General features: G+C 71.0%; 20 protein-coding genes. 7 read left to right on the plus strand and 13 right to left on the minus strand.

Annotated elements, in window-relative coordinates; translation table 11 throughout:
- Positions 1-48: 48 nt before the first annotated feature.
- Genes BM290_RS23010 through BM290_RS23025 form a run of 4 tightly spaced genes read left to right on the plus strand, consistent with a single transcriptional unit; the run spans position 49 to position 3,753 of the window.
- The gene (locus BM290_RS23010) at positions 49-939 is read left to right on the plus strand and encodes an SDR family oxidoreductase (protein WP_425319641.1); all 891 of its coding nucleotides are present in this window, start codon (positions 49-51) and stop codon (positions 937-939) included.
- Positions 939-1,811, plus strand: coding sequence for an amidohydrolase family protein (locus tag BM290_RS23015; protein WP_093617301.1), 873 nt, complete (start codon positions 939-941; stop codon positions 1,809-1,811). The genes BM290_RS23010 and BM290_RS23015 overlap by 1 nt, the downstream gene beginning before the upstream one ends.
- Positions 1,808-2,266, plus strand: a complete 459-nt coding sequence (locus BM290_RS23020; protein WP_093617303.1) for a MaoC family dehydratase — start codon at positions 1,808-1,810, stop codon at positions 2,264-2,266. The genes BM290_RS23015 and BM290_RS23020 overlap by 4 nt, the downstream gene beginning before the upstream one ends.
- Positions 2,266-3,753, plus strand: coding sequence for an acyl-CoA synthetase (locus BM290_RS23025; RefSeq protein ID WP_093617305.1), 1,488 nt, complete (start codon positions 2,266-2,268; stop codon positions 3,751-3,753). Before BM290_RS23020 ends, BM290_RS23025 begins: the two co-directional genes overlap by 1 nt.
- On the opposite strand, the gene BM290_RS23030 is transcribed toward BM290_RS23025, so the two are convergent.
- Positions 3,713-4,483: an SIR2 family NAD-dependent protein deacylase gene (locus BM290_RS23030; protein WP_093617307.1), complete on the minus strand. Its 771-nt coding sequence runs from the start codon at positions 4,481-4,483 to the stop codon at positions 3,713-3,715. The two genes, BM290_RS23025 and BM290_RS23030, sit on opposite strands and share 41 nt — an antisense overlap.
- Before the next feature lie 95 nt (positions 4,484-4,578).
- Between BM290_RS23030 and BM290_RS23035 the strand changes: the two genes are divergently transcribed.
- The gene (locus BM290_RS23035; RefSeq protein ID WP_093617309.1) at positions 4,579-4,785 is read left to right on the plus strand and encodes a hypothetical protein; all 207 of its coding nucleotides are present in this window, start codon (positions 4,579-4,581) and stop codon (positions 4,783-4,785) included.
- 29 nt (positions 4,786-4,814) lie between these two features.
- Here BM290_RS23035 and BM290_RS23040 read toward each other — a convergent pair whose 3' ends face one another.
- Together BM290_RS23040 and BM290_RS23045 are read right to left on the minus strand one after the other, a co-directional pair.
- On the minus strand, positions 4,815-5,084 hold the full coding sequence (locus BM290_RS23040) for a hypothetical protein (RefSeq protein ID WP_143133889.1): 270 nt from the start codon (positions 5,082-5,084) through the stop codon (positions 4,815-4,817).
- Positions 5,085-5,799: 715 nt separating this feature from the next.
- Positions 5,800-6,585 (minus strand): alpha/beta fold hydrolase, encoded by a 786-nt coding sequence (locus BM290_RS23045; protein WP_093617313.1) that lies wholly within the window; start codon positions 6,583-6,585, stop codon positions 5,800-5,802.
- A gap of 88 nt (positions 6,586-6,673) precedes the next feature.
- On the opposite strand from BM290_RS23045, the gene BM290_RS23050 reads away from it, so the two are divergent.
- Positions 6,674-8,332, plus strand: a complete 1,659-nt coding sequence (locus tag BM290_RS23050) for an FAD-dependent oxidoreductase (protein ID WP_093617315.1) — start codon at positions 6,674-6,676, stop codon at positions 8,330-8,332.
- Positions 8,329-9,756 carry a flavin-containing monooxygenase gene (locus BM290_RS23055; protein WP_093617317.1) on the plus strand — a complete coding sequence of 476 codons (1,428 nt, stop codon included), beginning with the start codon at positions 8,329-8,331 and terminating at the stop codon, positions 9,754-9,756. Before BM290_RS23050 ends, BM290_RS23055 begins: the two co-directional genes overlap by 4 nt.
- On the opposite strand, the gene BM290_RS23060 is transcribed toward BM290_RS23055, so the two are convergent.
- From BM290_RS23060 to BM290_RS50735, 10 genes are all read right to left on the minus strand, one after another.
- Positions 9,757-10,359 (minus strand): DUF6346 domain-containing protein, encoded by a 603-nt coding sequence (locus BM290_RS23060; RefSeq protein ID WP_093617319.1) that lies wholly within the window; start codon positions 10,357-10,359, stop codon positions 9,757-9,759.
- 13 nt (positions 10,360-10,372) lie between these two features.
- The gene (locus BM290_RS23065; protein ID WP_143133891.1) at positions 10,373-11,362 is read right to left on the minus strand and encodes a hypothetical protein; all 990 of its coding nucleotides are present in this window, start codon (positions 11,360-11,362) and stop codon (positions 10,373-10,375) included.
- A complete protein-coding gene (locus BM290_RS23070; protein WP_143133892.1) occupies positions 11,359-11,643 on the minus strand; it encodes a hypothetical protein in 285 nt (94 codons plus the stop codon). Before BM290_RS23070 ends, BM290_RS23065 begins: the two co-directional genes overlap by 4 nt.
- Before the next feature lie 35 nt (positions 11,644-11,678).
- Positions 11,679-12,068 (minus strand): YbaB/EbfC family nucleoid-associated protein, encoded by a 390-nt coding sequence (locus BM290_RS23075; RefSeq protein ID WP_143133893.1) that lies wholly within the window; start codon positions 12,066-12,068, stop codon positions 11,679-11,681.
- 185 nt (positions 12,069-12,253) lie between these two features.
- Complete coding sequence (locus BM290_RS23080; protein ID WP_093617327.1) at positions 12,254-13,942, minus strand: putative bifunctional diguanylate cyclase/phosphodiesterase; 1,689 nt, start codon at positions 13,940-13,942, stop codon at positions 12,254-12,256.
- Positions 13,939-15,390: a PAS domain-containing protein gene (locus BM290_RS23085; RefSeq protein WP_093617329.1), complete on the minus strand. Its 1,452-nt coding sequence runs from the start codon at positions 15,388-15,390 to the stop codon at positions 13,939-13,941. The genes BM290_RS23080 and BM290_RS23085 overlap by 4 nt, the downstream gene beginning before the upstream one ends.
- A 60-nt stretch (positions 15,391-15,450) precedes the next feature.
- Positions 15,451-16,665 (minus strand): globin domain-containing protein, encoded by a 1,215-nt coding sequence (locus BM290_RS23090; RefSeq protein ID WP_093617331.1) that lies wholly within the window; start codon positions 16,663-16,665, stop codon positions 15,451-15,453.
- A gap of 12 nt (positions 16,666-16,677) precedes the next feature.
- Positions 16,678-17,103 carry an RrF2 family transcriptional regulator gene (locus tag BM290_RS23095; RefSeq protein WP_093617333.1) on the minus strand — a complete coding sequence of 142 codons (426 nt, stop codon included), beginning with the start codon at positions 17,101-17,103 and terminating at the stop codon, positions 16,678-16,680.
- A gap of 85 nt (positions 17,104-17,188) precedes the next feature.
- Positions 17,189-18,580, minus strand: coding sequence for a glycoside hydrolase family 43 protein (locus tag BM290_RS23100; RefSeq protein ID WP_093617335.1), 1,392 nt, complete (start codon positions 18,578-18,580; stop codon positions 17,189-17,191).
- Between the two features lie 11 nt (positions 18,581-18,591).
- A complete protein-coding gene (locus BM290_RS50735; RefSeq protein ID WP_093617337.1) occupies positions 18,592-21,075 on the minus strand; it encodes an alpha-L-arabinofuranosidase C-terminal domain-containing protein in 2,484 nt (827 codons plus the stop codon).
- Positions 21,076-21,249: the final 174 nt, after the last annotated feature.

Below are 21,249 nucleotides of genomic sequence, written 5' to 3' on the forward strand. Positions count from 1 at the left end.
CGGCAGGATTCCTGTTGATTGAGGAACCGAAGAATCCGTGAGAGGTTGATGAGCATGGATCTGACCGGCAGGGTTGCCGTCGTCACCGGCAGCGGCCGCGGGCTCGGCCTGGCCTACGCCGAGGCGCTCGCCGCGGCCGGCGCGTCCGTCGTCGTCAACGACGTGGACCAGGCCGTGGTCGACGCGGCGGTGGAGCGGGCCGGCGGGGCGACCATCGGCGTCGCGGCGACGGTCGGCGACACCGCGAGCGCCGAGCGGCTGGTGGCCGCGGCGGTCGAGGCGTTCGGCCGGCTCGACGTGCTGATCACCAACGCCGGCATCCTCCGCGACCGGGTGCTCTGGAAGATGACCGACGACGACTTCGACGACGTCGTCCGGGTGCACCTGCGCGGCACCTTCACCTGCGCCCGCGCGGCCGCGATCCGGATGCGGGAGCAGGGCCACGGCGGCCGGATCATCCTGGTCGGCTCGCCCGCCGGACAACGCGGCAACTTCGGGCAGACCAACTACGCCGCAGCGAAGGCCGGGATCGCGGCGATGGCCCGGACCTGGGCGCTCGAACTGGCCCGCAGCGAGATCACCGTGAACGCCGTGATCCCGATCGCCGCCACCGAGATGACCCGGACGATCCCGGCGTTCGGGCCGATCATCGAGGAGGCCGAGCGCGCCGGCACGCCGTACCCCGCCTGGCTCCGGCACGACGAGGGCCTCGGCACCGTGGCGGACGTCACCGGCCTGATCACGTTCCTCGCCTCGGACGCCGCGAAGGGCATCACCGGCCAGGCGATCGGCGTCGGCGGCGACCGGCTGGCCCTCTGGTCGCACCCCGCGGAGAAATCGGTCAAGTTCAAGGACGGCGGCTGGTCCGCCGAGGCGATCGAGGCGGAGTGGGACTTCGAGCAGGAGACCTACGGCATCCCGGCGCCGAAGGGGCAGTGATGGACGTTTCGCAACTGGTCGCCATCGACGTTCACACGCACGCCGAGGTCAGCCGGGACGGCCACGACTCGCTGAGCCCGGAGCTGCTCGCCGCCTCCGCCGACTACTTCAAGGCGCACGGCCACCGCCGGCCGACCATCGACGAGACCGCCGCCTACTACGCCGAGCGGAGGATGGCCGCCGTCGTCTTCACCGTCGACGCCGAGCACGCCACCGGCCACCCGCGGATCGCCAACGAGGAGATCGCCGAGGACTGCGCGAAGCACCCGGACACACTGATCCCGTTCGCGAGCATCGACCCGCACAAGGGCCGGGCCGGCGTCCGCGAGGCCCGCCGCCTGGTCGAGCGGTACGGCGTACGCGGCTTCAAGTTCCACCCGAGCATCCAGGGTTTCGCCCCCGACGACCGGCTCGCCTACCCGCTCTACGAGGCGATCGAGGAACTCGGCGCGGTCGCGCTGTTCCACACCGGGCAGACCGGCATCGGCGCCCGGGTCCGCGGCGGCGGCGGGATCCGCCTGAAGTACTCGAACCCGATGCTCGTCGACGACGTGGCCGTGGACTTCCCGGACCTGCGGATCATCCTGGCCCACCCGTCGTTCCCGTGGCAGGACGAGGCCCTGGCCGTCGCCACCCACAAGGAGCACGTCCACATCGACCTGTCCGGCTGGTCGCCGAAGTACTTCCCGCCGCAGCTCGTCCGGTACGCGAACAGCCTGCTGCAGGACAAGGTGCTGTTCGGCTCGGACTACCCGGTGATCACCCCGGACCGCTGGCTCGCCGACTTCGCGAAACTCGACGTCAAGGACACCGTCCGGCCCAGGATCCTCAAGGACAACGCCGCCCGCCTACTACTCCGGGAGCAGCCATGACCACCACCGTGAACGGACTCGACGGACTCCGGAGCCTGGCCGGCAAGGATCTCGGCCACAGCGACTGGCTGGAGATCACCCAGGAGCGGGTGAACACGTTCGCCGACGCCACCGGCGACCACCAGTGGATCCACGTCGACGTCGAGCGCGCCACGGCCGGGCCGTTCGGCGCCCCGATCGCGCACGGCTATCTCACGCTGTCGCTGGTCATCCCGCTCTTCACCCAGCTGCTGCAGGTGGAGGGCATCACGATGGGCGTCAACTACGGGCTGGAGAAGGTCCGTTTCCCCAGCCCGGTGAAGGTCGGCGCGCGGATCCGGCTGGCCGCCTCCGTGGTCGGCGTCGAGGACGTGGCCGGCAACGGCGTGCAGAGCGTCTTCGACTTCACCGTCGAGGTCGAGGGCTCGGCCAAGCCGGCCTGTGTGGCACGCCCGGTCTACCGCCACTACGCCTGATGCGGGACGCGGGCCTGGGATCGTGGCCGCGACGCCGGGCGGCCATGTCACCCGATGCGGTCGCCCTGATCTTCGCGGGACGGCGTACGACGTACGCCGAACTGCATGAACGCACCTCGCGCCTGGCCGCGGCCCTGCGTGCCGCCGGCATTCGCGACGGTGACCGGGTCGCCTACCTCGGCCCCAACCATCCGTCGTTCGTCGAGACGATGTTCGCGACCTGGATGCTCGGCGCGATCTTCGTGCCGCTCAACTTCCGGCTCACCCCACCGGAGATCGACTACCAGCTGCGGCACAGCGGGGCGGTGGCGCTGATCTCCGCGGCGCCGCACGACGCCGACCTCGGGATCCGGGTCGCCGTCGCCGATCTCGAGACGTTCGCGGCGGGGCGGGAACCCGTGGAGGCGACGCCCGCCGGGCTCGACGACGTCGCCCTCATCCTCTACACGTCGGGCACCACCGGGCATCCCAAGGGCGCGATGCTCACCCACGGCAACCTCCTCTGGAACTGCTACAACCTGCTCGTCTGCGTCGACGTCGCCGGCGACGAGATGACCCTGGTCAGCGCGCCGCTCTTCCACGTGGCGGCGCTCAACCAATGCCTGCTGCCGACGTTCCTCAAGGGCGGCACGTCGGTGATCATGCCGGGCTGGGACGTCGACGGCTGCTTCGACGCGATCGCCGAGCACCGGATCACCTGGATGTTCGGCGTCTCGCAGATGTTCGCCGGCCTCGTCCGGTCGCCCCGCTGGCCGGACGCCGACCTGACCTCGGTGCGCTGCCTGATGACCGGCGGCGCGCCCGTCCCGGAGGCGCTGATCCGTGCCTACCAGGAGCGGGGGCTGGCGTTCTGCCAGGGTTACGGCATGACCGAGACGGCGCCCGGCGCGACGTTCCTGGAGGCCCGGGAGAGCCGGGCGCACATCGGCTCGGCGGGCCTTCCGGTCTTTTTCACGGAGGTACGGGTGACCCGCCCCGATCTCACGCCGGCCGATCCCGGCGAACCCGGTGAGGTGCTGGTCCGCGGCCCGAACGTGACCCCGGGGTACTGGAACGACCCGGCGGCGACCGCGGCCGCGCTGACCGGCGACGGCTGGTTCCGCTCCGGCGACCTGGCGATCGTCGACGAAGCGGGCCACTTCCGGATCGTCGACCGCACCAAGGACATGTACATCTCCGGCGGCGAGAACGTGTACCCGGCCGAGGTGGAGGCGGCCATCTTCGAGCACCCGGGGGTCGCCGAGGCGGCGGTCGTCGGCGTGCCCGACGCGACGTGGGGCGAGGTCGGCCGCGCGTTCGTCGTCCCGGCGCCCGGCGCGTCGCTGACCCCCGGCGACATCCCGGAGTTCCTGACCGGCCGGCTCGCCCGCTACAAGATCCCGGTCTACGTCGACGTGGTCGACGACCTGCCGCGCACCGGCTCCGGCAAGGTGCGCAAGGGCCCGCTCAGGACCCGGCTGCTGCCCGCTCCGGCCAGGCCGCGCTGACCAGCTCGGGCAGCACGACCGCCGCGCTGCCGTGCAGGTTGATGGTGGCGACCGCGTCCAGCGGGGTGGGCTGCGGGTTCACCTGGATCACCGTGCCGCCGAACATCGACGCCACCTTCGGGATCTCGGCCGCCGGGTAGACCACCCCCGACGTGCCGACCGTCAGCAGCACGTCGCAGTCGGTCGCCGCCTGCACCGCCTCCTCCAGAGCCTCCTCGGGCAGCGCCTCGCCGAACCACACCACGCCGGGCCGGATCGCCCCGCCGCACCCGCAGCGCGGCGGGGCCAGCCGGCGGCCCTCCTCCGGCTCGTCGCCCGGACCCGGCTCGGCCGGCCGGGAGCAGGCGGCACAGCGCGGCGTGAACAGGCTGCCGTGCAGGTGGATCGGCGCCCGCGAACCGGCGCGCTCGTGCAGGTCGTCGACGTTCTGGGTGACGACGAGGGCGTGCGGGGCGTGGGCCTCGATCGCGGCGACCGCCTCGTGCCCCGGGTTCGGGTGGACCCGCCGGATCAGGCTGCGACGCCACTCGTACCACCCCCACACCAGGTCCGGGTCGTCCTCGAACGCCTGCGGGGTGGCCAGCGCCTGCGCGTCGTACCGCTCCCAGAGGCCGGTCAGCGCGTCCCGGAAGGTGGGCACCCCGCTCTCCGCCGAGATGCCGGCCCCGGTGAACACCACCACCCGCCGCGCTCCGGCCAGTGCCTTCGCCGCCTCACGCACGTCAACCATTCGTCTCCCCCAAGCCCGAATCCACCAGCACGGAAGAGTGTCCCAGAGTCCATTCCGCCGTTGGCTCGTTGAGCGGTCGAGTATGGAGGTGAAGGTTGTCGTCGTCGTCCCACCGGGAGAACGCCCGTCGCCGCCTGCGTCACGCCGGCGACCGGCTGCTGACCGTGGTCGGCGACTGGACCGCGCCGGGCGAGCGGCCCGCGTTCTCCGACAACAGCCTGAGCACCCTGGTCCGCACGGTGACCCTGGCCGCCGGCGGCGTCTTCCTGATCGCCATGCTGATCATCTGGCTGGTGCGCTGAGCACCGTCCGCGGCGTGGCGGTCGTGTGCTCAGTCGACCTTCCAGTCACCCGCCGCGGGCTCCCCGTAGCCGTTGCCCACGCGGACCAGATGGGGCCGCGCGTGCTCGTAGACCTGGAACACCACCCGGTGATCGAACTGCGCATCCGCGTCGATCCCGATCGCCCCGCCGTTCAGAGCCTGGGTCAGCCTGACATCGTGTTCGTACCAGGTGCCGTCCTCGTCGCACAGCCAGATCCTCGCGTTCTCGGTCAGCAGATACCCACCTCGCCCGCTGATGTCGTGCTCGCGCACCTCCACCGACACGAGTCGCCGTCCGGCTGACGGCTGCAGATTCGTGTCCGGCTCCATGTCGTTCGTACCCGTACCGAAACCTCGCGCGCCGCTTCGGAGGTGAAGGTGTCGCGGAGCTCGGCGACCTCGCCGACCGTGATTCGCGGTCCGCGGCGGGGCAGACTCTCGACCCGCGGCACGCGCCTCATTCCGGGCACGTCGGTGGGCGTCGTGGCCGGGGCCATCACCGGGCTCGACAGGCAGGCGTATCCGTCCAGCTCGCCGGCCACGACAGCGATGGTGCCGCCGGTGACGACCAGGACGGAGACGGCCAGTAGCACCCGCCGCCACGGGCGACGACGGAGTGCGGGCGTTGCCGGCGGCTCCACCACCGCCGGTGGCGGCTCGGGCTCCGGGGGCTGCGTGGGGCGGGCGCGCCGGCCCGCCCGGATCGCCAGCGCGACGGCGGAAGCAGCCACGGCTGCGTAGCCGAGGCGGCGTAACGTTCGGTTGCTGGGCCGGGGCACGGCCGCCGTCATCGGCGTACCCCGCCTCGACCTGAGGTTTTGTTCGGCTCGCCGCTCGGAAGCCCTGATCCGGCTCTCGGTCGGAAGGCGTCCACGCGCTGTCGTCTGGGCTCGGGCATCACGGCGTCCATGGACTCCGTCCCTGAGGTGCCCGGAACGCGTGAGGGCGCCGCGCCGTACGGCCCTGGTAAGGAGCGCTGTCCCGGTCGCGGCGGTCATCCGGCCGGTGGCGTCAGTGCGGCGAGGCATGCGGCCGGGTCGTCGGCGAACGGCAGGTGGCCGCAACCCGTCAGGGTGACGTGGCGGGCGTCCGGGAGCAGGGCGCGGGCCTGGCGCGACTGGGCGAAGGGGAGCACGGCGTCACGGGTGCCCCACGCGATCGTGACCGGGTGGCTCGTCCGCTCGTACGCCCAGGGGATCAGATCGCCGAAGGCGTCGCGGGCCGCGTCGAAACCGGGCGCCGCCGCCAGCGCGCGGGCCGCGGCCACCGCATCGCCCGGATCGAGCCGCCGCGGGCGGGCGTAGAACAGCGAGCAGAACGCGGCCCGGCCGGCCGGCGCCGCCATGATCGACGGGAGCCGGCGGTCGAGGCGCCCGGCGGCGATCCGGGCCGCGGTGACCACGCTCTGACACCAGCGGCGGCCCGCGCCGGACCAGAACCCGATCGGCGCGAACGCGGTGACGGCCGCGGCCCGGCCCCGGCGCCCCAGCTCCAGGGCGATGCCGCCGCCCAGCGAGCTGCCCGCGATCCCGGCGGTCGCGATGCCGAGCCGGTCCAGGAAGGACTCGACCTGGTCGGCGAGGTGGGCGACCGAGCCGGCGTGCGGGGCCGGCGCCCAGAGCGGTGACGCGCCGAAACCCGGCAGATCGACGGCGATCACGTCGTGGTGCCGCGCCAGGTCGCCGAGGATCGGTGTCCACACCTGGCGGTGGCTGCCCAGCCCGTGGATCAGCACCAGCGGCGGGCCGGATCCGCGGCGTTCGTACGACAGCTCGGTCATCCGTTCTTTATGAGACCGATTCGCGCTGGGCGCAAGACCCGGGAACACGTTGTTGACATGTTGCCAATAACGGTGTGATGGTACGGCGATGTCGTACGACTACGACGTCCTCGTCATCGGCTCCGGGTTCGGTGGCAGCGTGACAGCGCTGCGCCTGACCGAGAAGGGCTACCGCGTCGGCGTCCTCGAAGCCGGCCGCCGGTTCACCGACGAGCAGTTCGCCAGGACGTCCTGGCGGCTGCGCGACTACATCTGGGCGCCCGCGCTCGGTTGCTACGGCATCCTGCGCCTCACCCTCCTGAAAGACGTGATGATCATGTCCGGGGTGGGCGTCGGAGGTGGATCGCTCGGCTACGCGTGCACCCTCTACGAGCCGCCGGACACCTTCTACGCCGACCCGCAGTGGTCCGGCGTCACCGACTGGAAGACCGAGCTGGCCCCCTACTACGACCAGGCGAAACGCATGCTCGGCGTGACCGTCAACCCGGTCCCGACGGCTGCCGACGCCGTCTTGCGCACCGTCGCGGACGACCTCGGCGTCGGCCACACGTTCCGCCACACCCCGGTCGGTGTCCTCTTCGGCGACACCCCCGGCGCCCCGGTGGCCGACCCGTTCTTCGGCGGGGCGGGGCCGGACCGGCACACCTGCACGATGTGCGGCTCATGCATGACCGGCTGCCGCGGCAACGCCAAGAACACCCTGGTCAAAAACTATCTGTACCTGGCCGAGAAGGCCGGGGCCGAGGTGCACGAACGCACCGCCGTCCGGGAGGTGCGGCCCCTGCCGGACGGCGGCTACGCGGTCGGCACGCGGGGGCGGACGTTCACCGCCGAGCAGGTCGTCCTCGCCGGTGGGGCGCTCGGCACCCAGCGGCTGCTGCACCGGATGCGCGACCGGGGACACCTGCCGCACCTCTCGCCGCGGCTGGGCGAGCTGAGCCGTACCAACTCCGAATCGATCCTCGGCGCCCGCACCCGCCGCCGGGACCGTGACTACACGCACGGCGTCGCGATCACCTCGTCGATCCACCCCGACCCGGTCACCCACGTCGAGCCCGTCCGGTACGGCCCCGGCAGCAACCTGCTGGCCCTGCTCGCCACCGTCCTCGTCGACGAGGGCCGCCCCCGCTGGTGGCACGCCCTCAAGACACTCGCCAGAGCCGGCCGTGACCTGCGGCTCTACACGTCCCCGCGGAACTGGTCGAAGGAGACCATCGTCCTGCTCGCCATGCAGCCGCTGGACAACTCGATCACCGTGCACACCCGGCGCGGCCTGTTCGGGCGGCGGCTCAGCAGCCGGCCCGGCATCGGCGAGCCCAACCCGGTGTGGGTGCCGGCCGCCCACGACGTGGCCCGGCGGGTCGCGGCCCAGATCGACGGGGTGCCGACCGGCGCGTTCACCGAGATCGTCAACCGGCCGGTCACCGGGCACTTCATCGGCGGCTGCGCGATCGGCGCCACACCCGAGACGGGCGTCGTCGACCCGTACCACCGGCTCTTCGGCCATCCCGGCCTGCACGTCATCGACGGCTCGACGGTCGCCGCGAACCTCGGCGTCAACCCGTCGCTCACCATCACCGCGCTGGCCGAACGGGCGGTGGCGCTGTGGCCCAACGCGGGCGACGCCGACCCCCGGCCCCCGATGCACGACGGCTTCGTGCCGGTCGCCCCGGTGGCGCCCCGCAACCCGGTCGTCCCGGCCACGGCGCCCGGCGCGCTGCGACTCACCCTCGGAAGGCGGCCATGACCAGGGTCGCGATCATCGGCGCCGGCTTCGGCGGGGTGGCGGCCGCCGTCGAACTGCTCGCGGCCGGGTTCGGCGACATCGTGATCCTGGAGAAGGCGGACCGGGTCGGCGGGGTGTGGCGCGACAACACGTACCCCGGCTGCGCCTGCGACGTGCCCGCCCCGCTCTACTCGTTCTCGTTCGCGCTCAACCCCGACTGGTCCCGCCGCTACCCGCCGCACCACGAGATCCTCGCCTACCTGCAGCGGGTCGCCGACGAGAAGGGCGTGACCCCGCTCGTCCGGTTCGGCGCCGAGGTCGCCGCCGCCGACTGGGACGGCAGGTGGCGGATCACCCTGACCGGCGGCGGCACGATCGACGCCGACGTGCTGATCCCCGCCGTCGGCCAGCTGTCCCGCCCGGCGATCCCGCTGCTGCCCGGCGCCGAGACGTTCGAAGGCGTCGCCGTCCACACCGCACACTGGACGCCCGGCATCCCGATCGACGGCCGGCGGGTCGCCGTCATCGGCACCGGCGCCAGCGCCATCCAGCTGGTCCCCGCGATCGCCGGCCGTGCCGCGCACATCACCGTCTTCCAGCGCACCGCCCCCTGGACGGTGCCGAAACCCGACCGCCGCTACGGCCGGATCCGCCGCGCCCTGTCCCGCCGCGTACCCGCCCTGATGCGGCTGTCCCGGGGCGCGACGTGGCTGCTCACCCTGGTGCCCGGCGCTGCCCTGCACGGCAACCGGACGGTCAACGCGGGCGTCCGCGGATACGCCTGGATCCAGCGCCGCTGGCAGGTCCGCGACCCCACGCTGCTGGCCAAGGTGACCCCCGACGAGCCGATCGGCTGCAAACGGCTCCTCTTCACCAACGCGTGGCTGCCCACCCTCGCCCGCCCCGACGTCGACCTGGTCACCGAGAAGATCGTCACGGTCACCCCGTCCGGCGTACGCACCGCCGACGGCGCCGACCACCCGTGCGACGTCCTCGTCTACGGCACCGGTTTCGCCGCCACCGAGTTCCTCGTCCCGATCCGCGTCACCGGCCGCGACGGCCGCACACTGTCCGGCGAGTGGAGCGAGGGCGCCCACGCCTACCTGGGCCTGGCCGTCCCCGGCTTCCCCAACATGTTCCTGGTCTACGGCCCCAACACCAACACCGGCAACACCTCGGTCATCTACTTCCACGAGGCCCAGGCCCGATGGATCGCGCAGGCGGTGCGTGCGGTCGCCGCAGGCGACGATCTGGAGGTACGCCCGGAGGTGTCCGCCACCTACGACAGCGAGATCCAGTCCCGCTTGTCGACATCCGTCTGGACGGCGTGCCAGTCCTGGTACCGAACCGCCACCGGCCGCATCGTCACCAACTGGCCGGGCAGGGCAGCCGAATACCGCCGCCGAACCAGATCCCTGAACCGCTCCGACTTCCTGCCCCGCTGATCACCGTCGCCGAATGCGGAAGACAGAGCGCACATAGGCATGCAGGAGCATGATGGAGAATATGCCCGGCACCACCGCGATCAGGCCGACCAGTCCGCCGATCCAGGTGAACCACGGCCGGTGGGGCGTGTCCTCGCGAGCTAGCTCCAGGGTGTATCTGTGGGTGCCCAGATAGCCGACACGAACCGGGCTGCCGATGTCCGAGGACGTGAACGTGCCGTCGTCGGTCAGCCGGGTCGCCGTCCCGTCGTCCCATCCGATGGTGACCGTGCAACGCTCCCGGTAGCCGAGACCGCGATTGGTCACGGGGCCTCGCCTGTCGCAGGATTCCACGGTCGCCGAGCCGGTTCGCTGAGCGTCCCGGAAATCACGGCCCGCCATGCCGATCAAGGTCGTCGAGACGCCGACCAGCAGGAGACTCAGTACGACTATCCCGGCCAGGAACGCGGTGTCGCGTAGCCGGCTGGGCCTGCGCCGGTCGCCAGCTGCCGATCCATCTCCGGATACCGGGCCTTCGTGTTCAGCTCTCTCTTGCGCGAGTTCGGCTTCGACGGCCTCGAACTTCGCGCGATGCCTGGCGATCCTGTCCTCGTGGGAGCCCATTGTCTGTCCTGCCTCAAGACGGTAGGTCGATGGGTTTCGGGTCGGAGTTGTTCTTCGGGATGCTGTCGATCGTCGAACCGCTGTTCTGCGCGCTGTTCGACTCGGCCGCGGCCCGGCCGGTATTGATGAACACCTGGTGCGGAGCGCCGTAGACCCGGAAGTCGCCCAGGAAGAGATTCCCGAGACCTTTCGCGGGTCCGAACCAGCCCTCCCGCATCGATTCTGCAGCTGCGCTCCGGTGCGAGACGAGGCGCAGGACGTCCTGGTTGGCCTTGCCGATCCTGCTGAGCAGGAACTTCATCGTACTGACGGCCTTTCCGGCTTCACTGATCTTCGTGAATAGGCCTTTCAGTAGCCCGAGGATCTTCCGACTGGTGTCGAAAGCCAGGTTCGCCACCTTGACGAGGGCGCTCGGTATCAGGACGCCGGTGACCGCCTGCAGACCGATGGAGATGAGAGACCCGGCGAATTGCGCAAGTATGTCGCGGATCGTGTTACGAACCACGCCGACCAGGGCGCCCAGGCCATAGGTCAGCAAACTCATGCTGTCCGCGATCTTGCCCATCGACTGGAGGTTCAGCGCATGGTCGTGTGCACGTCGCTGATAAGCATCCGCCGACGCGGCCGTCCAGCCGGCTGTGGTGCCCTTGACCGCCATCACGTACCGGTCCGCGATCTCGTAGATGCGCGCCTCGATCCGCTTCCAGCTCTCGGCTTGACCCTCGATGGCTTTGGGATTGCCCAACAGCTTGTCGAACGGCTCACGGACGAAGTCCACATGCTCGATCAGCCAGCCGACACCGGCCGAGAACACGGTCTGCAGAGGGTCGGTGATCGCGCCGAGCGCCCCGAGCCCGGTCGCGACCAGGTTGCCGGTGGCGCCGCCGTAGTCCTGCTTGGCGATCCCCTCGGTCAGCCCGCAGACCGATTCGAAGATCCCCGCGCCTTCATAGACCTTCCGGTCGGCGTCCGGAGCGACCAATCCACCGTAGACGTCGCTCATCGTTCCGTCTCCCGATACCCGAGCAGGTGCGCGGCCTCGGCGTCCGTGAGGCTGATGTCGATGGTCAGCGCTCGCAGCAGATCCGCCAGGTGAGAGGTTGCGTCCGTTCCGGTGCGCATTTCGTGGACGGCGTTCTCCTGAGCGTCGTCGAGAAAGGGCAGGATCAGCTTGCTCGGCCACTCGCCGTAGGCGCCGTCCTGCCGGCCGAGGTGTGCTGCGGCAGCTGTCACCTCGGACAGTCTCTCCGCCATCGCGTCGACCTCGCCGGCATGACGGGTCACGGCATCGACATCGAGGTGGAGTCCGGGCTCGGCCATCACCGATCACGCCCCTGGCGGTCGTCGTCGGGGCGGGTCGAGAACTGCTTGGTGTAGGCGTCGGCTATGAAGGCCGTGGTGGGGGAGTCCCAGCCGTACAGGTTCTGGACCAGGTCGGACATGTTCTCGGCCAGACGCGACTGGGCCTGCCGGGTGGTCGCGAGGATCAGATCGGCCAGTTCGCCGGGAGGCCGCCGCAGCGCCTCCTCGGTCAGGGCCAACGCGGTCATGCCACCGGAATGATCGACGGTCACCGTCACGTCGCGGTCGGCGGACCGCGCGGTGGCGTCGACCCGTTCCATCCGGCGGCTCAGTTCCAGTGTGGCCTCGGTTCGCTGCTGGACACGCCACTGCCAGTCGGCGAGCAGGTCTTCCGGATCCTGTGGCATGACCCCTCCCCGCGGGGTGCGTACCGGCCGTGAGCCGGTGCCGGCTCCGGGGACGCGTGCGGCGTCCACATCGGTACACACCGCTCGGGCGCGGCTGGTTCAGGGCGGCGGGTGTCGTACCGCTGACATGCCGGAGGCCGCGCAGGCCCGGAGGGGACCGCGCGGCCGGGAGTGGGCAGGGGTTTTCAGGCGGGGGTGAGCGGGGCCGTGGGGATGCCGGGCAGGGTCGGGATGACGTCGGGGGGCTGGGGGCGGTTGAGGCCGAAACCCTGCAGCAGGTCGACGCCGGCGGTGGCCAGGTCGCGGGCGGTGGGCTCGTCCTCGACTCCCTCGGCCACGACGGTCAGGCCGAGGGCCTTCGCGATGGCGATCACCGAGTCGATGATCGTGGCGTGGGCGGGGGAGTCGTGCATGCGGATGACGAACGAGCGGTCGATCTTCAGCTCGTCGATGGGGAGCTGGGGGAGCAGGCCCAGGGACGTGTAACCGGTGCCGAAGTCGTCGATGGCGACCCGGATGCCGCGGGCTCGTAGCTGGGCCAGCTGGGCGGCCACCTGTTCCTGGTTGGTGAGGACGGCGGTCTCGGTGATCTCGACGGTGAGCATGGTGGCGGGCACCTGCTCCAGGTCGAGGAGGGTGAGGATGGTGCCGACGGCACGGTCCTGGGCCAGGTATGCCGGGGGCAGGTTGACCGACACCGGCAGGTGACAGCCCCGCGCGTGCCAGGCGGCGGCCTGGCGCAGCGCCTCGGCCAGCACCCAGTCGGTGAGTTCGAGGATGACGTCGGAGCGTTCCGCGTCGGGGAGGAACACGCCCGGGGGCAGCAGGCCGCGCTGCGGGTGCTGCCAGCGGACCAGCGCCTCCACGCCGTGCACGACGCGGCTGCCGGCGTCGTGCAGCGGCTGGTAGTGCAGGCGCAGGTGGCCGGAGCGCAGACCGGTACGCAATTCGGTGAGCTGCCGCAGGTCGACCCGCTGGTTGGTGTCGAGTTTCGGGGTCCACTCGACGACGCCGGTGCGCTCGTGTTTGGCACGGCGCATGGCGGCGGCCGCCCGGCGCATCAGCACCGTGACGTCGTGGTGGTCGGCGTGGCTGATGCCGATGCTGGCCTCGACGCTGATCGGCAGGCCGTCGACCGGGTGCGGGCCGCGGATGCCGGCGGCCAGGCGGCGGCCGACACTGTGTACGGTCTGGCCGGCCGGCAGCTCGGAGAGGAGCACCACGAACTGGTCGCCGTCGAGGCGGGCGGCCATGTTGCCGGCGCCCCGGGCGGCGCCGAGGGCGGTCGCGACCCGGTGCAGCAGGGTGTCGGCGCCGTGGTGACCGAGCACGTCGTTGGCGTCCTGGAAACGGTCCAGTCCCAGGTGGACGACCGCGATCAGGTCACCGTCGTCGAGGCGGCGCTGGCCCTCGGCCTGGATGGTGGCCCGGTTCGGCAGGCCGGTCAGCGGGTCGGTCCGGGACAGCCTCGCGAACCGCCCGGCCATCGCGGCGAGCAGGTCGACGATCGGCGCGATGCCGTGCCGGCCGTCCGGCCAGGACACCAGGACCGGCTCCTCGCGTTCCGCGGCCGGCCGGGCCAGGGCGGCCTCGGCGGCCACGTCGATGTCGGTGTCGGCGGGCAGCTCCAGTCCACCGGGCGCGGAGCCGGCGAGTTCCTCGGTGGTCAGGCCGGCCGCGCGGGCACGGTCGATCATCGCCCGGCTCAGCAGCAGGTATCCGTCTCCGGCGGAGACGATGACGCCGGGGGCGAGGCCGTCGGCGGCCAGCCCGGCCTCGATCTCGGCGATCGGGGTGGTGGTCGTCAACGGGCTCATCGGGATGCCGATCTCGCCCAGTTTGCGGGGCAGGCGGGGGCCGCTGGGCGCGGTCACGCCGGTCCGTCCAGCCGGAAGCAGGCGATGCTGATCTCGTCGGCGCCGCGGGGGCGAAGCCGGACGAGCAGGCGGCCGTCCCGCCCGGCGAGGATGCCGTCGGCCCGTTCGCGGCGCAGTGCCATGCGCCACAGGTCGCCCAGGGCTTCCTGATCGTCGTCGGTCACCAGTTGGGCGAGGGGGCGGGCCGGCTCGGTCTCGGCGGGCGCCGTGGCGGACAGGACGGCGAGGCGGTCGACCAGGTCGGCGAGATCGTGGCGAACGGCTTCCAGGTCGAGTTCGGTGTGGCGTTCCCTGGTCCGGTCGAGGAGCATGCCGTCCCAGACGACGGCGCCGTCCGCGTCGCGGTGCGGGCGGGAGACCCCGTACAGCCAGCGATGGGTGCCGTCCGGCAGGATCACGCTGCCGCGCCAGTCCCACGGCTCCAGGGTGCGTGCCGACTCGGCGACGCTGGCGGCGAAGCCCTCCCGGTCCTCCTCGACGATCCGGTCGAGGACCGTGCTCGCCGACGCGACGATCTGCTCGGGTTCGAGCTGGTAGATGTCCCGGCAGCCGTCGGAGACGAACGTGAACGAGGACTCGCCGGTCGGTTCCATGCGGAACTGGTAGAGCATGCCGGGCGCGTTGTTGACGGTGTTCCAGAACCGCTGCTCGCCGGCCTTGATCACGGCCTCGTCGCGGCGCCGCCGGGTGTCGTCGATGGCGATGGTGCACACCCCGTGGACGGAGCCGTCCGGGTCGGTCAGCGGCACCCGGGTGACCACGTACTGGCGGATCTCGTCACCGAACGGGAGCTCCTCCAGCACCGTCTTGGCGGCGCCGGACGCGATGACCTGCTCGTCGTGGCCGCGGCCGACGGCGGCGACCGAGGCGGACACCAGGTCGGCCTCGGCACGGCCCACCACGTCGGCGGCGGTGACCTGGAAGACGCGCTCGTACTCGCCGTTGACGAACAGGTAGCGGCCGTCCAGGTCCTTCGCCGAGATCATCGCCGTGGTGTGCTGCAGGATCGCGGTGATCAGGGTGTTGCTGCGCTGCAGCTCCTGCTGGGCCCGGTGCCCGTCGGTCCGGTCCGAGATGAACGCGAAGAACCCCTCGTCGCCGAGCGCGTCGACGGTCATCGAGATGCTCAGCTCGGAGCCGTCCCGGTGGACGGCCGGCACCTCCATCGGGTGGCCGAGGCCGCCGCTGTCGCCGCTGACCAGCCGGCGGGCGAACCCGGCGTTGTGCGCGGACCGCAGCGGCGCCGGGATGATCGTGTCCGCGAGGCGCCGGCCGACGATCTCGTCGCGGGTCCAGCCGAACAGCTTCTCGGCGGCCGGGTTCCAGTCCCGGATCACCCCGGAGCGGTCGATCTGGAGAAAGGCCAGGGCCGACGCGTCCACGGCACGGTCCCGGAGGCCGGCCGCCGGCGGGGCGGTGATCTGGGGGGCTTCGACGGTGAACACGCCCCGCTCTATCGACCCGGCGGCGACCGACTTGAGGGACCGGTGGGACAGCCGGAACGGTCAGACGGCGGCCGGAGCCGGGGCGGGCCGCCACTGCTCGGAGCCGAACACCTCGTACCGGATGCGCTCGTCCGGGATGCCGCGCAGGTGCAGGCCGGCACGGACCGCCTGCATGAACGGCGCCGGGCCGCACAGGTACACCTCGGCGTCCGGGTGGACCGGGATGAGGTCGGTGTCGATCCGGCCGGGGAACGTGTCCGGCTCACCGGACGGCTGCTCGTACCAGTACAGGCTGCGGAAGGCCCGCAGCCGGGCGCCGTTGGCGTTCATGTCGGCGCGCAGCGGGTGCCGGTCGGGGCTGCGGTCGGCGTGCACCGCGGTCACCTCCCGGGTCGGCTGGGTACGCGCGACGTGCTCCAGGATCGACGCCATCGGAGTGACCCCCACCCCGGCGCTGACCAGCAGCAACGGCGACGTCCCCGGGCGGAGCGTGAGATCGCCGTAGGGCCGGCTGAGCCGCAGCGTGTCCCCGGTGGCGACGTGGTCGTGCAGGAACCCGGAGACCACTCCGTCGGGCGCTCCGCCGGCGCCGCGCACCCGCCGGACGGTGATCCGCAGCGTGCCCCCGGTCGCGGCCTGCGACAGCGAGTACTGCCGGAGCTGGCGGCCGGTGCCGGGCAGGTCGGCGGCGACCGTCACATACTGCCCGGGGTGGAAGCCGGGGGCCGCCCCGCCGTCCGCCGGGACCAGCACGAACGACACCGTGTCGTGCGCCTCGGCGATCCGCTGGGCGACGGTGAACCCGCGCCACGGGTCGTCGCCGTCCACCCCCGCCTCGGCGTAGATTCGCGCCTCACGGCCGATCAGCCGGGCCGCGAACAGCCAATACACCTCGTCCCAGGCGGCGGCGACCGGTGGCGTGACGGCGTCGCCGAGCACCGTGCCGACCGCGCCGAGCAGGTAGCGGCCGACCATCGTGTACTGCTCGGGGCGGATGCCGAGAGCGCAGTGCCGGTGGGCGATCCGCTCGACGATGTGCTCGAACGCGGGCCCGTCCGGGCCGGCGCCGATCAGATGCATGGCGTACGCCGCGACGGCCCCGGAGAGGGAGCTGCGCTGCTCGCCGGTGGCCTGCGCGCTGCGGCTGAACAGGTTCAGCAGATCCGGGTTCTCCCCGATCATCGTCCGGTAGAAGACGTCGGAGATCTCCTCGAGGTGCTCGCCGACGACCGGCAGGGTGGCCTCGATGATCGGGGCGCTGGATGCGGACAGCATGAGGGATCTCCTCTACGAGAGTGTGAGCAGGACCTGGCGGACCGGTGGGGCGGCCAGGTCGCCGATCGTGATGGGGTCGAGCGAGGCGTAGAACGCCTCCTGTGCGGCGCGCAACGCTCCGCGCAGCCGGCAGCCGGCGTTGAGCGGGCAGGGGACGTCCCCGCCGCACTCCACGACCTCGGTGTCGCCCTCCAGGTCGCGGACCAGCCCGCCGACCGAGGCCTCGGACGCGCCGGCTGCGAGCCGGACACCGCCGTTGCGGCCGCGGACGGTCTCCAGCAGGCCGAGATGCTGCAGCCGCTGGACGACCTTGGCGAGGTGGCTGCGGGGGACCGCCACGGCGGAGGCCAGCCCTTCGATCGTGAGCAGATCGCCGGATCGGGCGGCGGCGAGCATGAGGACCCGGAGACCGATGTCGGTGGAGCGGTTCAGTCGCACGGGTCGACGGTACTAAAAGAGGAATATACAAGTCCTCTTTTGAGCCATAAATCACGGGGAGGGTCTGCACCCTCCCCGTGATCGGTCAGCTGAGCCTGAACACCGTGGCCCGGTCGGCCACGGTGAGCGCCCCGTTGCGGTGCTGCAGGAACCGGCCGGGCGCCACCCGTACCGTCACGCCGTCCTTGACCGCGATCCGGGTCACCGGGGTGCCCGTCGTGCTCAGGGACACCGAGCCGCCGCTGACGGTCAGGTACTTCGCGGGCTGGTCGACCGACTGGACCGTCTCGGTGCCGTCGGCCGCCTTGACGAACCGGAACTGGGTCAGCTCCAGCTCCCGCGGCGCGTGGTCGACCTGGAACGCGTCGCCCACGTGCTTGACGAACGAGCGCGGCCGGTCCGCCGGCGACAGGCGCACGATCGGCCCGCCCGAGCCAACCGGGACCCCGAACAGCGGCGTCCCGTCCTCGTGCCAGTACAGCTTCTGCACCCGGGTGTGCCGGTTGGGGTCGTAGAGCGGGTCGCCGGTGATCTGCTTGTAGTCACGGGCATGGTAGACGAGCACGTCCGTCCCGTCGGGGGTGACGGTGAAGGAGTTGTGCCCCGGCCCGAATCGGGAGGTGGCGTCATGGGTGGTGAAGATCGGATCGGGGCTCTTCGTCCAGCTCTCCCGGGCGAGGAGGTCGGCGGAGGCCGAGGCGGTGAGCAGGCCCATGCAGTAGTTGGCGTCGGTGGCGCTGGCCGAGTAGGTGATGAACACCCGGCCGTTGCGGATCAGCACCGCCGGCCCCTCGTTGACCTTGTACCCGATGATCTCCCAGCTCTTCGTGGGAGTGGTGATCCGGGTCGGTTTGGTCTTCAGCGTCCACGGGTTCGCCATCTCGGCGATGTAGAGGCTGGTGTTGACCGCGATCTCCGGTTCGCTCTGCGCCCACACCAGGTACTGCTTCCCGCGGTGGGTGAAGCTGGTGGCGTCCAGGGTGAACCCGTCCCACTCGGTGAGCAGCTGGCCCTTGAGGACCCAGCCGGCCGGGTCACGCGGGTCGTCGAGCGCCGACTCCATCACGTAGGTGCGGATCCGGAACACCTCACCGGCGTCACCGGCGGCGAAGTAGATGTACCACCGCCCGCCGATGCGGTGCAGCTCCGGCGCCCAGATGTGGCCGCCCATCCGCCCGCCGGCCGGGCGGCGCCAGATGACGCTCTCCTCGGCGGTGGCCAGGCCCTCGATGGTCGGCGCGCCCCGCACGACCAGGCGGTCGTACTCGGGTACCGAGCCGGTGAAGTAGTACTGCCCGTTCACCGGCTTGGTGATCCACGGGTCGGCACGCTGGCTGATCAGCGGATCCACGGTCGGCACGCCGTAGATCTCGGCATCGGGCCGGGCCTTCACGACAGGGGCGCCCTCGGCGCCCACGGGCAGGACGACGGCCATGGCGCCCACGGCGCCACCCGCCAGCACGGTTCGTCGGTTCATGAGCGGGCCCCTTACCGGGTCTTGATGCGGAGGAAGGTGACCGAGTTCGCCGGGAACTCACGGGTGAAGACCGGCGAGATGCCGTGCACGGTCGAGGTGACCGGCTGGATCGGCTCGGCCGAGCGGGTGTTCTGCTCGCCCGGGTCACCGGTGATCACGATCTGCTTCGCGGTACGCGCCACCTTGCGCCCACCCAGGTCGACCTTCGTGACCGCCGGGCTGTCCTGCGCGTTGACCACCTTCACGATGATCTCGCCACGCTTGGTGTCCTCGGTGACGACCTGCGCGAACGGCTCGGTGACCGCGTTGTCGTCGAACGAGCCCCACTCCACGCCGTCCAGGATCAGGGTGACCTTGGTGCCCCGTACCTGAATCTTGAGGTCGTAGGTCTTTCCGGTCGTGACGGTGTCGGGCTTGGTGAGGATCTGCTCCTTGGCGGAGGTGATCCCCTTCTCGATCGCGCCCTGGGTGTTGTTCCAGCCGCCCAGGTTCCACCAGTAGAACTGGCCGGTCTCCTGGATGCCGAACGCGACCAGGAAGCCCTCCGCGCCGGCCGTCTTGGTGGCCTTCAGCGTGTAGTCGTAATCGGTCTCGCCGATCGTCGCGGCCTTGACCATGGTGTCCTCGGTGTCCGTGGTCGTCTGGGTGTAGGCGCCGTTGGTCACCGCCCAGTTGCCGCGGTTGGTCACCGAGGTCCAGCCGTCGGCGTTGCCGTCGCCGAAGTCGTCGCTGTAGAGCACGGTGCCGTCCGGCCGGGTGACCTTGACGTCGTCGTAGACCGCGGCGGTACGCCAGGTGGAGAGTCCGATCGCGCCGGTGATCGGCTTCGGCTGCAGCACGTTGCCGGTGGCCGACGACGGCAGGACGCGATCGCCGACGTTGTTCATGAACAGCTTCTGCACCTGGTAGCTGGTGGAGCCCCACGACTCGTCGTTGTCGAACCAGATCATGTCCGGTTTCCACTGCACGTTGTCGATGTTGGCGAGCAGCGGCGCGTAGGACGCCATCTTCACCACGTCGGCGTTGCGCTCCAGGCCGGTCATGTACGCGGCCTCGGCGAGAGAGTTGTACAGCTTGTTGTCCAGTGACGCGTATTCGCCCAGGAAGACCTTGGGACCATTGCGGTCGTACGCGTCATAGCGCTTGTTGTTCTGCAGGAACCAGGCCGGGCTGTTGTAGTAGTGCTCGTCCACCATGTCCGAGCCGTGCTCGCGGTTCTTGGCCCACAGGTTCTCGAACGTGCCACCCTGGTCGTCCGGGCCGGAGTTGCTGACCACGGTGATCTCCGGGTGTTTCGCCTTGATCGCCGACTCGAACCTGAGGAAGTTCGCCCAGTACTCCTCGGGCAGGTTCTCCTCGTTGCCGACCGCGACGGTGGTCAGGCCGAACGGCTTCGGGTGCCCCGACTCGGCGCGCAGCCTGCCCCAGGTGCTGGTGACCGGCCCGTTGGCGTACTCGATCAGGTCGAGCGCGTCCTGGATGTGCCGCTGCAGCAGCGCCTCGTCCACGGTGGCCCGGTTCTGGCCACAACCGGTAACCAGGGCCGGCAGCACCGGCAGCGGCATGGCGCCGATGTCCTCGGAGAACTGGAAGTACTCGTAGTAGCCGAGGCCGTAGGACTGGTTGTAGCCCCAGAAGTTCTTGTTGGTGGCGCGCGTCTCGACCGGCCCGACGGTGTCCTTCCACTGGTAGGACCGGGCGCGCGGGTAGTTGTTCGCGGCGTCGTACGAGTACATGCTGCCGGTGTTGACCAGGCAGCCGCCGGGGAAACGGACGAAGCCGGGCTTCAGGTCCGCGACCTTCTGGGCCAGGTCCTTGCGCAGGCCGTTGGCGCGTCCCCGGTAGGTGTCCCGGGGGAAGAGGGAGACCTCGTCGAGCAGGACGCTGCCGGCGGTCCTGACGGTGAGCCGGGCGGCATCGCTGGTGGCGGTGGCCCGCAGCGTGCCGGTGTACTTCTTCCAGGCGTCGCCCGCGGCCGCGATGGTGACCGGGGCGGACAGGGCCGTGCCGTCGGCCGTGGTCAGGGTGGCCTCGATCGTTGTCGAGCCCCGCGCCCACACCGAGAAGTCGTACCGGTCGGACCTCCGGACCGCGAGCCCGGTGTTGTAACCCGCGTTGGTCAGGGTCGTCGCGCCGGTGACCGCGAGGTAGTTGCGATTGCGCTCGTTGAGCCGCTGGGCGTCGTTGGTGACCACGGCCGCGCCGGCGACCGTCCACGCGGTCAGTCCGTTGTATCCGGACGCATCGGTGGTGTTGAATTCGAACGAGCGGTTGCGGACCAGCTCGGCGTAGAGGCCGCCGTCGGCCGCGTAGTTGATGTCCTCGAAGAAGACGCCGTACATGGACCTGGGGATGGCGGCGCCGGTGGCGGCCGGATCGACCGTGATGGTGTAGTCCGGCTCGACCGCGTGCGCGGCGACCGGCGGCGAGACCGCGAGCGGGAGCGAGACCAGAACGGCGGCCACGCCCGCGAGGCGGTAGGGGATTGTGCGCATGAGGGGTCCTCCGGTGCGGATCGCAACGGTTTCAGAAGTGTTTCCGGTGGACTAGCTCAGCAATGTGTACGCAAACATCGACACCCCTGTCAAGAGTTCATGCTCGATGTTTGCAGCGCTGAAAGCCCAGGACGGCGAATTTTGTTAACGCTAACCAGCGAGAACCGGGCCCCG

Source organism: Actinoplanes philippinensis (assembly GCF_900113015.1).
In the GTDB taxonomy this organism is placed as follows: Bacteria; Actinomycetota; Actinomycetes; order Mycobacteriales; family Micromonosporaceae; genus Actinoplanes; species Actinoplanes philippinensis.

What these genes read in the sequence shown, in the direction of transcription:
- BM290_RS23010 (WP_425319641.1), top strand. Translation starts at nt 49, where the DNA reads ATGAGCATGGATCTGACCGGCAGGGTTGCCGTCGTCACCGGCAGCGGC.
- BM290_RS23015 (WP_093617301.1), top strand. Translation starts at nt 939, where the DNA reads ATGGACGTTTCGCAACTGGTCGCCATCGACGTTCACACGCACGCCGAG.
- BM290_RS23020 (WP_093617303.1), top strand. Translation starts at nt 1,808, where the DNA reads ATGACCACCACCGTGAACGGACTCGACGGACTCCGGAGCCTGGCCGGC.
- BM290_RS23025 (WP_093617305.1), top strand. Translation starts at nt 2,266, where the DNA reads ATGCGGGACGCGGGCCTGGGATCGTGGCCGCGACGCCGGGCGGCCATG.
- BM290_RS23030 (WP_093617307.1), bottom strand. Translation starts at nt 4,483, where the DNA reads ATGGTTGACGTGCGTGAGGCGGCGAAGGCACTGGCCGGAGCGCGGCGG.
- BM290_RS23045 (WP_093617313.1), bottom strand. Translation starts at nt 6,585, where the DNA reads ATGACCGAGCTGTCGTACGAACGCCGCGGATCCGGCCCGCCGCTGGTG.
- BM290_RS23050 (WP_093617315.1), top strand. Translation starts at nt 6,674, where the DNA reads ATGTCGTACGACTACGACGTCCTCGTCATCGGCTCCGGGTTCGGTGGC.
- BM290_RS23055 (WP_093617317.1), top strand. Translation starts at nt 8,329, where the DNA reads ATGACCAGGGTCGCGATCATCGGCGCCGGCTTCGGCGGGGTGGCGGCC.
- BM290_RS23060 (WP_093617319.1), bottom strand. Translation starts at nt 10,359, where the DNA reads ATGGGCTCCCACGAGGACAGGATCGCCAGGCATCGCGCGAAGTTCGAG.
- BM290_RS23065 (WP_143133891.1), bottom strand. Translation starts at nt 11,362, where the DNA reads ATGAGCGACGTCTACGGTGGATTGGTCGCTCCGGACGCCGACCGGAAG.
- BM290_RS23075 (WP_143133893.1), bottom strand. Translation starts at nt 12,068, where the DNA reads ATGCCACAGGATCCGGAAGACCTGCTCGCCGACTGGCAGTGGCGTGTC.
- BM290_RS23090 (WP_093617331.1), bottom strand. Translation starts at nt 16,665, where the DNA reads ATGCTGTCCGCATCCAGCGCCCCGATCATCGAGGCCACCCTGCCGGTC.
- BM290_RS23100 (WP_093617335.1), bottom strand. Translation starts at nt 18,580, where the DNA reads ATGAACCGACGAACCGTGCTGGCGGGTGGCGCCGTGGGCGCCATGGCC.
- BM290_RS50735 (WP_093617337.1), bottom strand. Translation starts at nt 21,075, where the DNA reads ATGCGCACAATCCCCTACCGCCTCGCGGGCGTGGCCGCCGTTCTGGTC.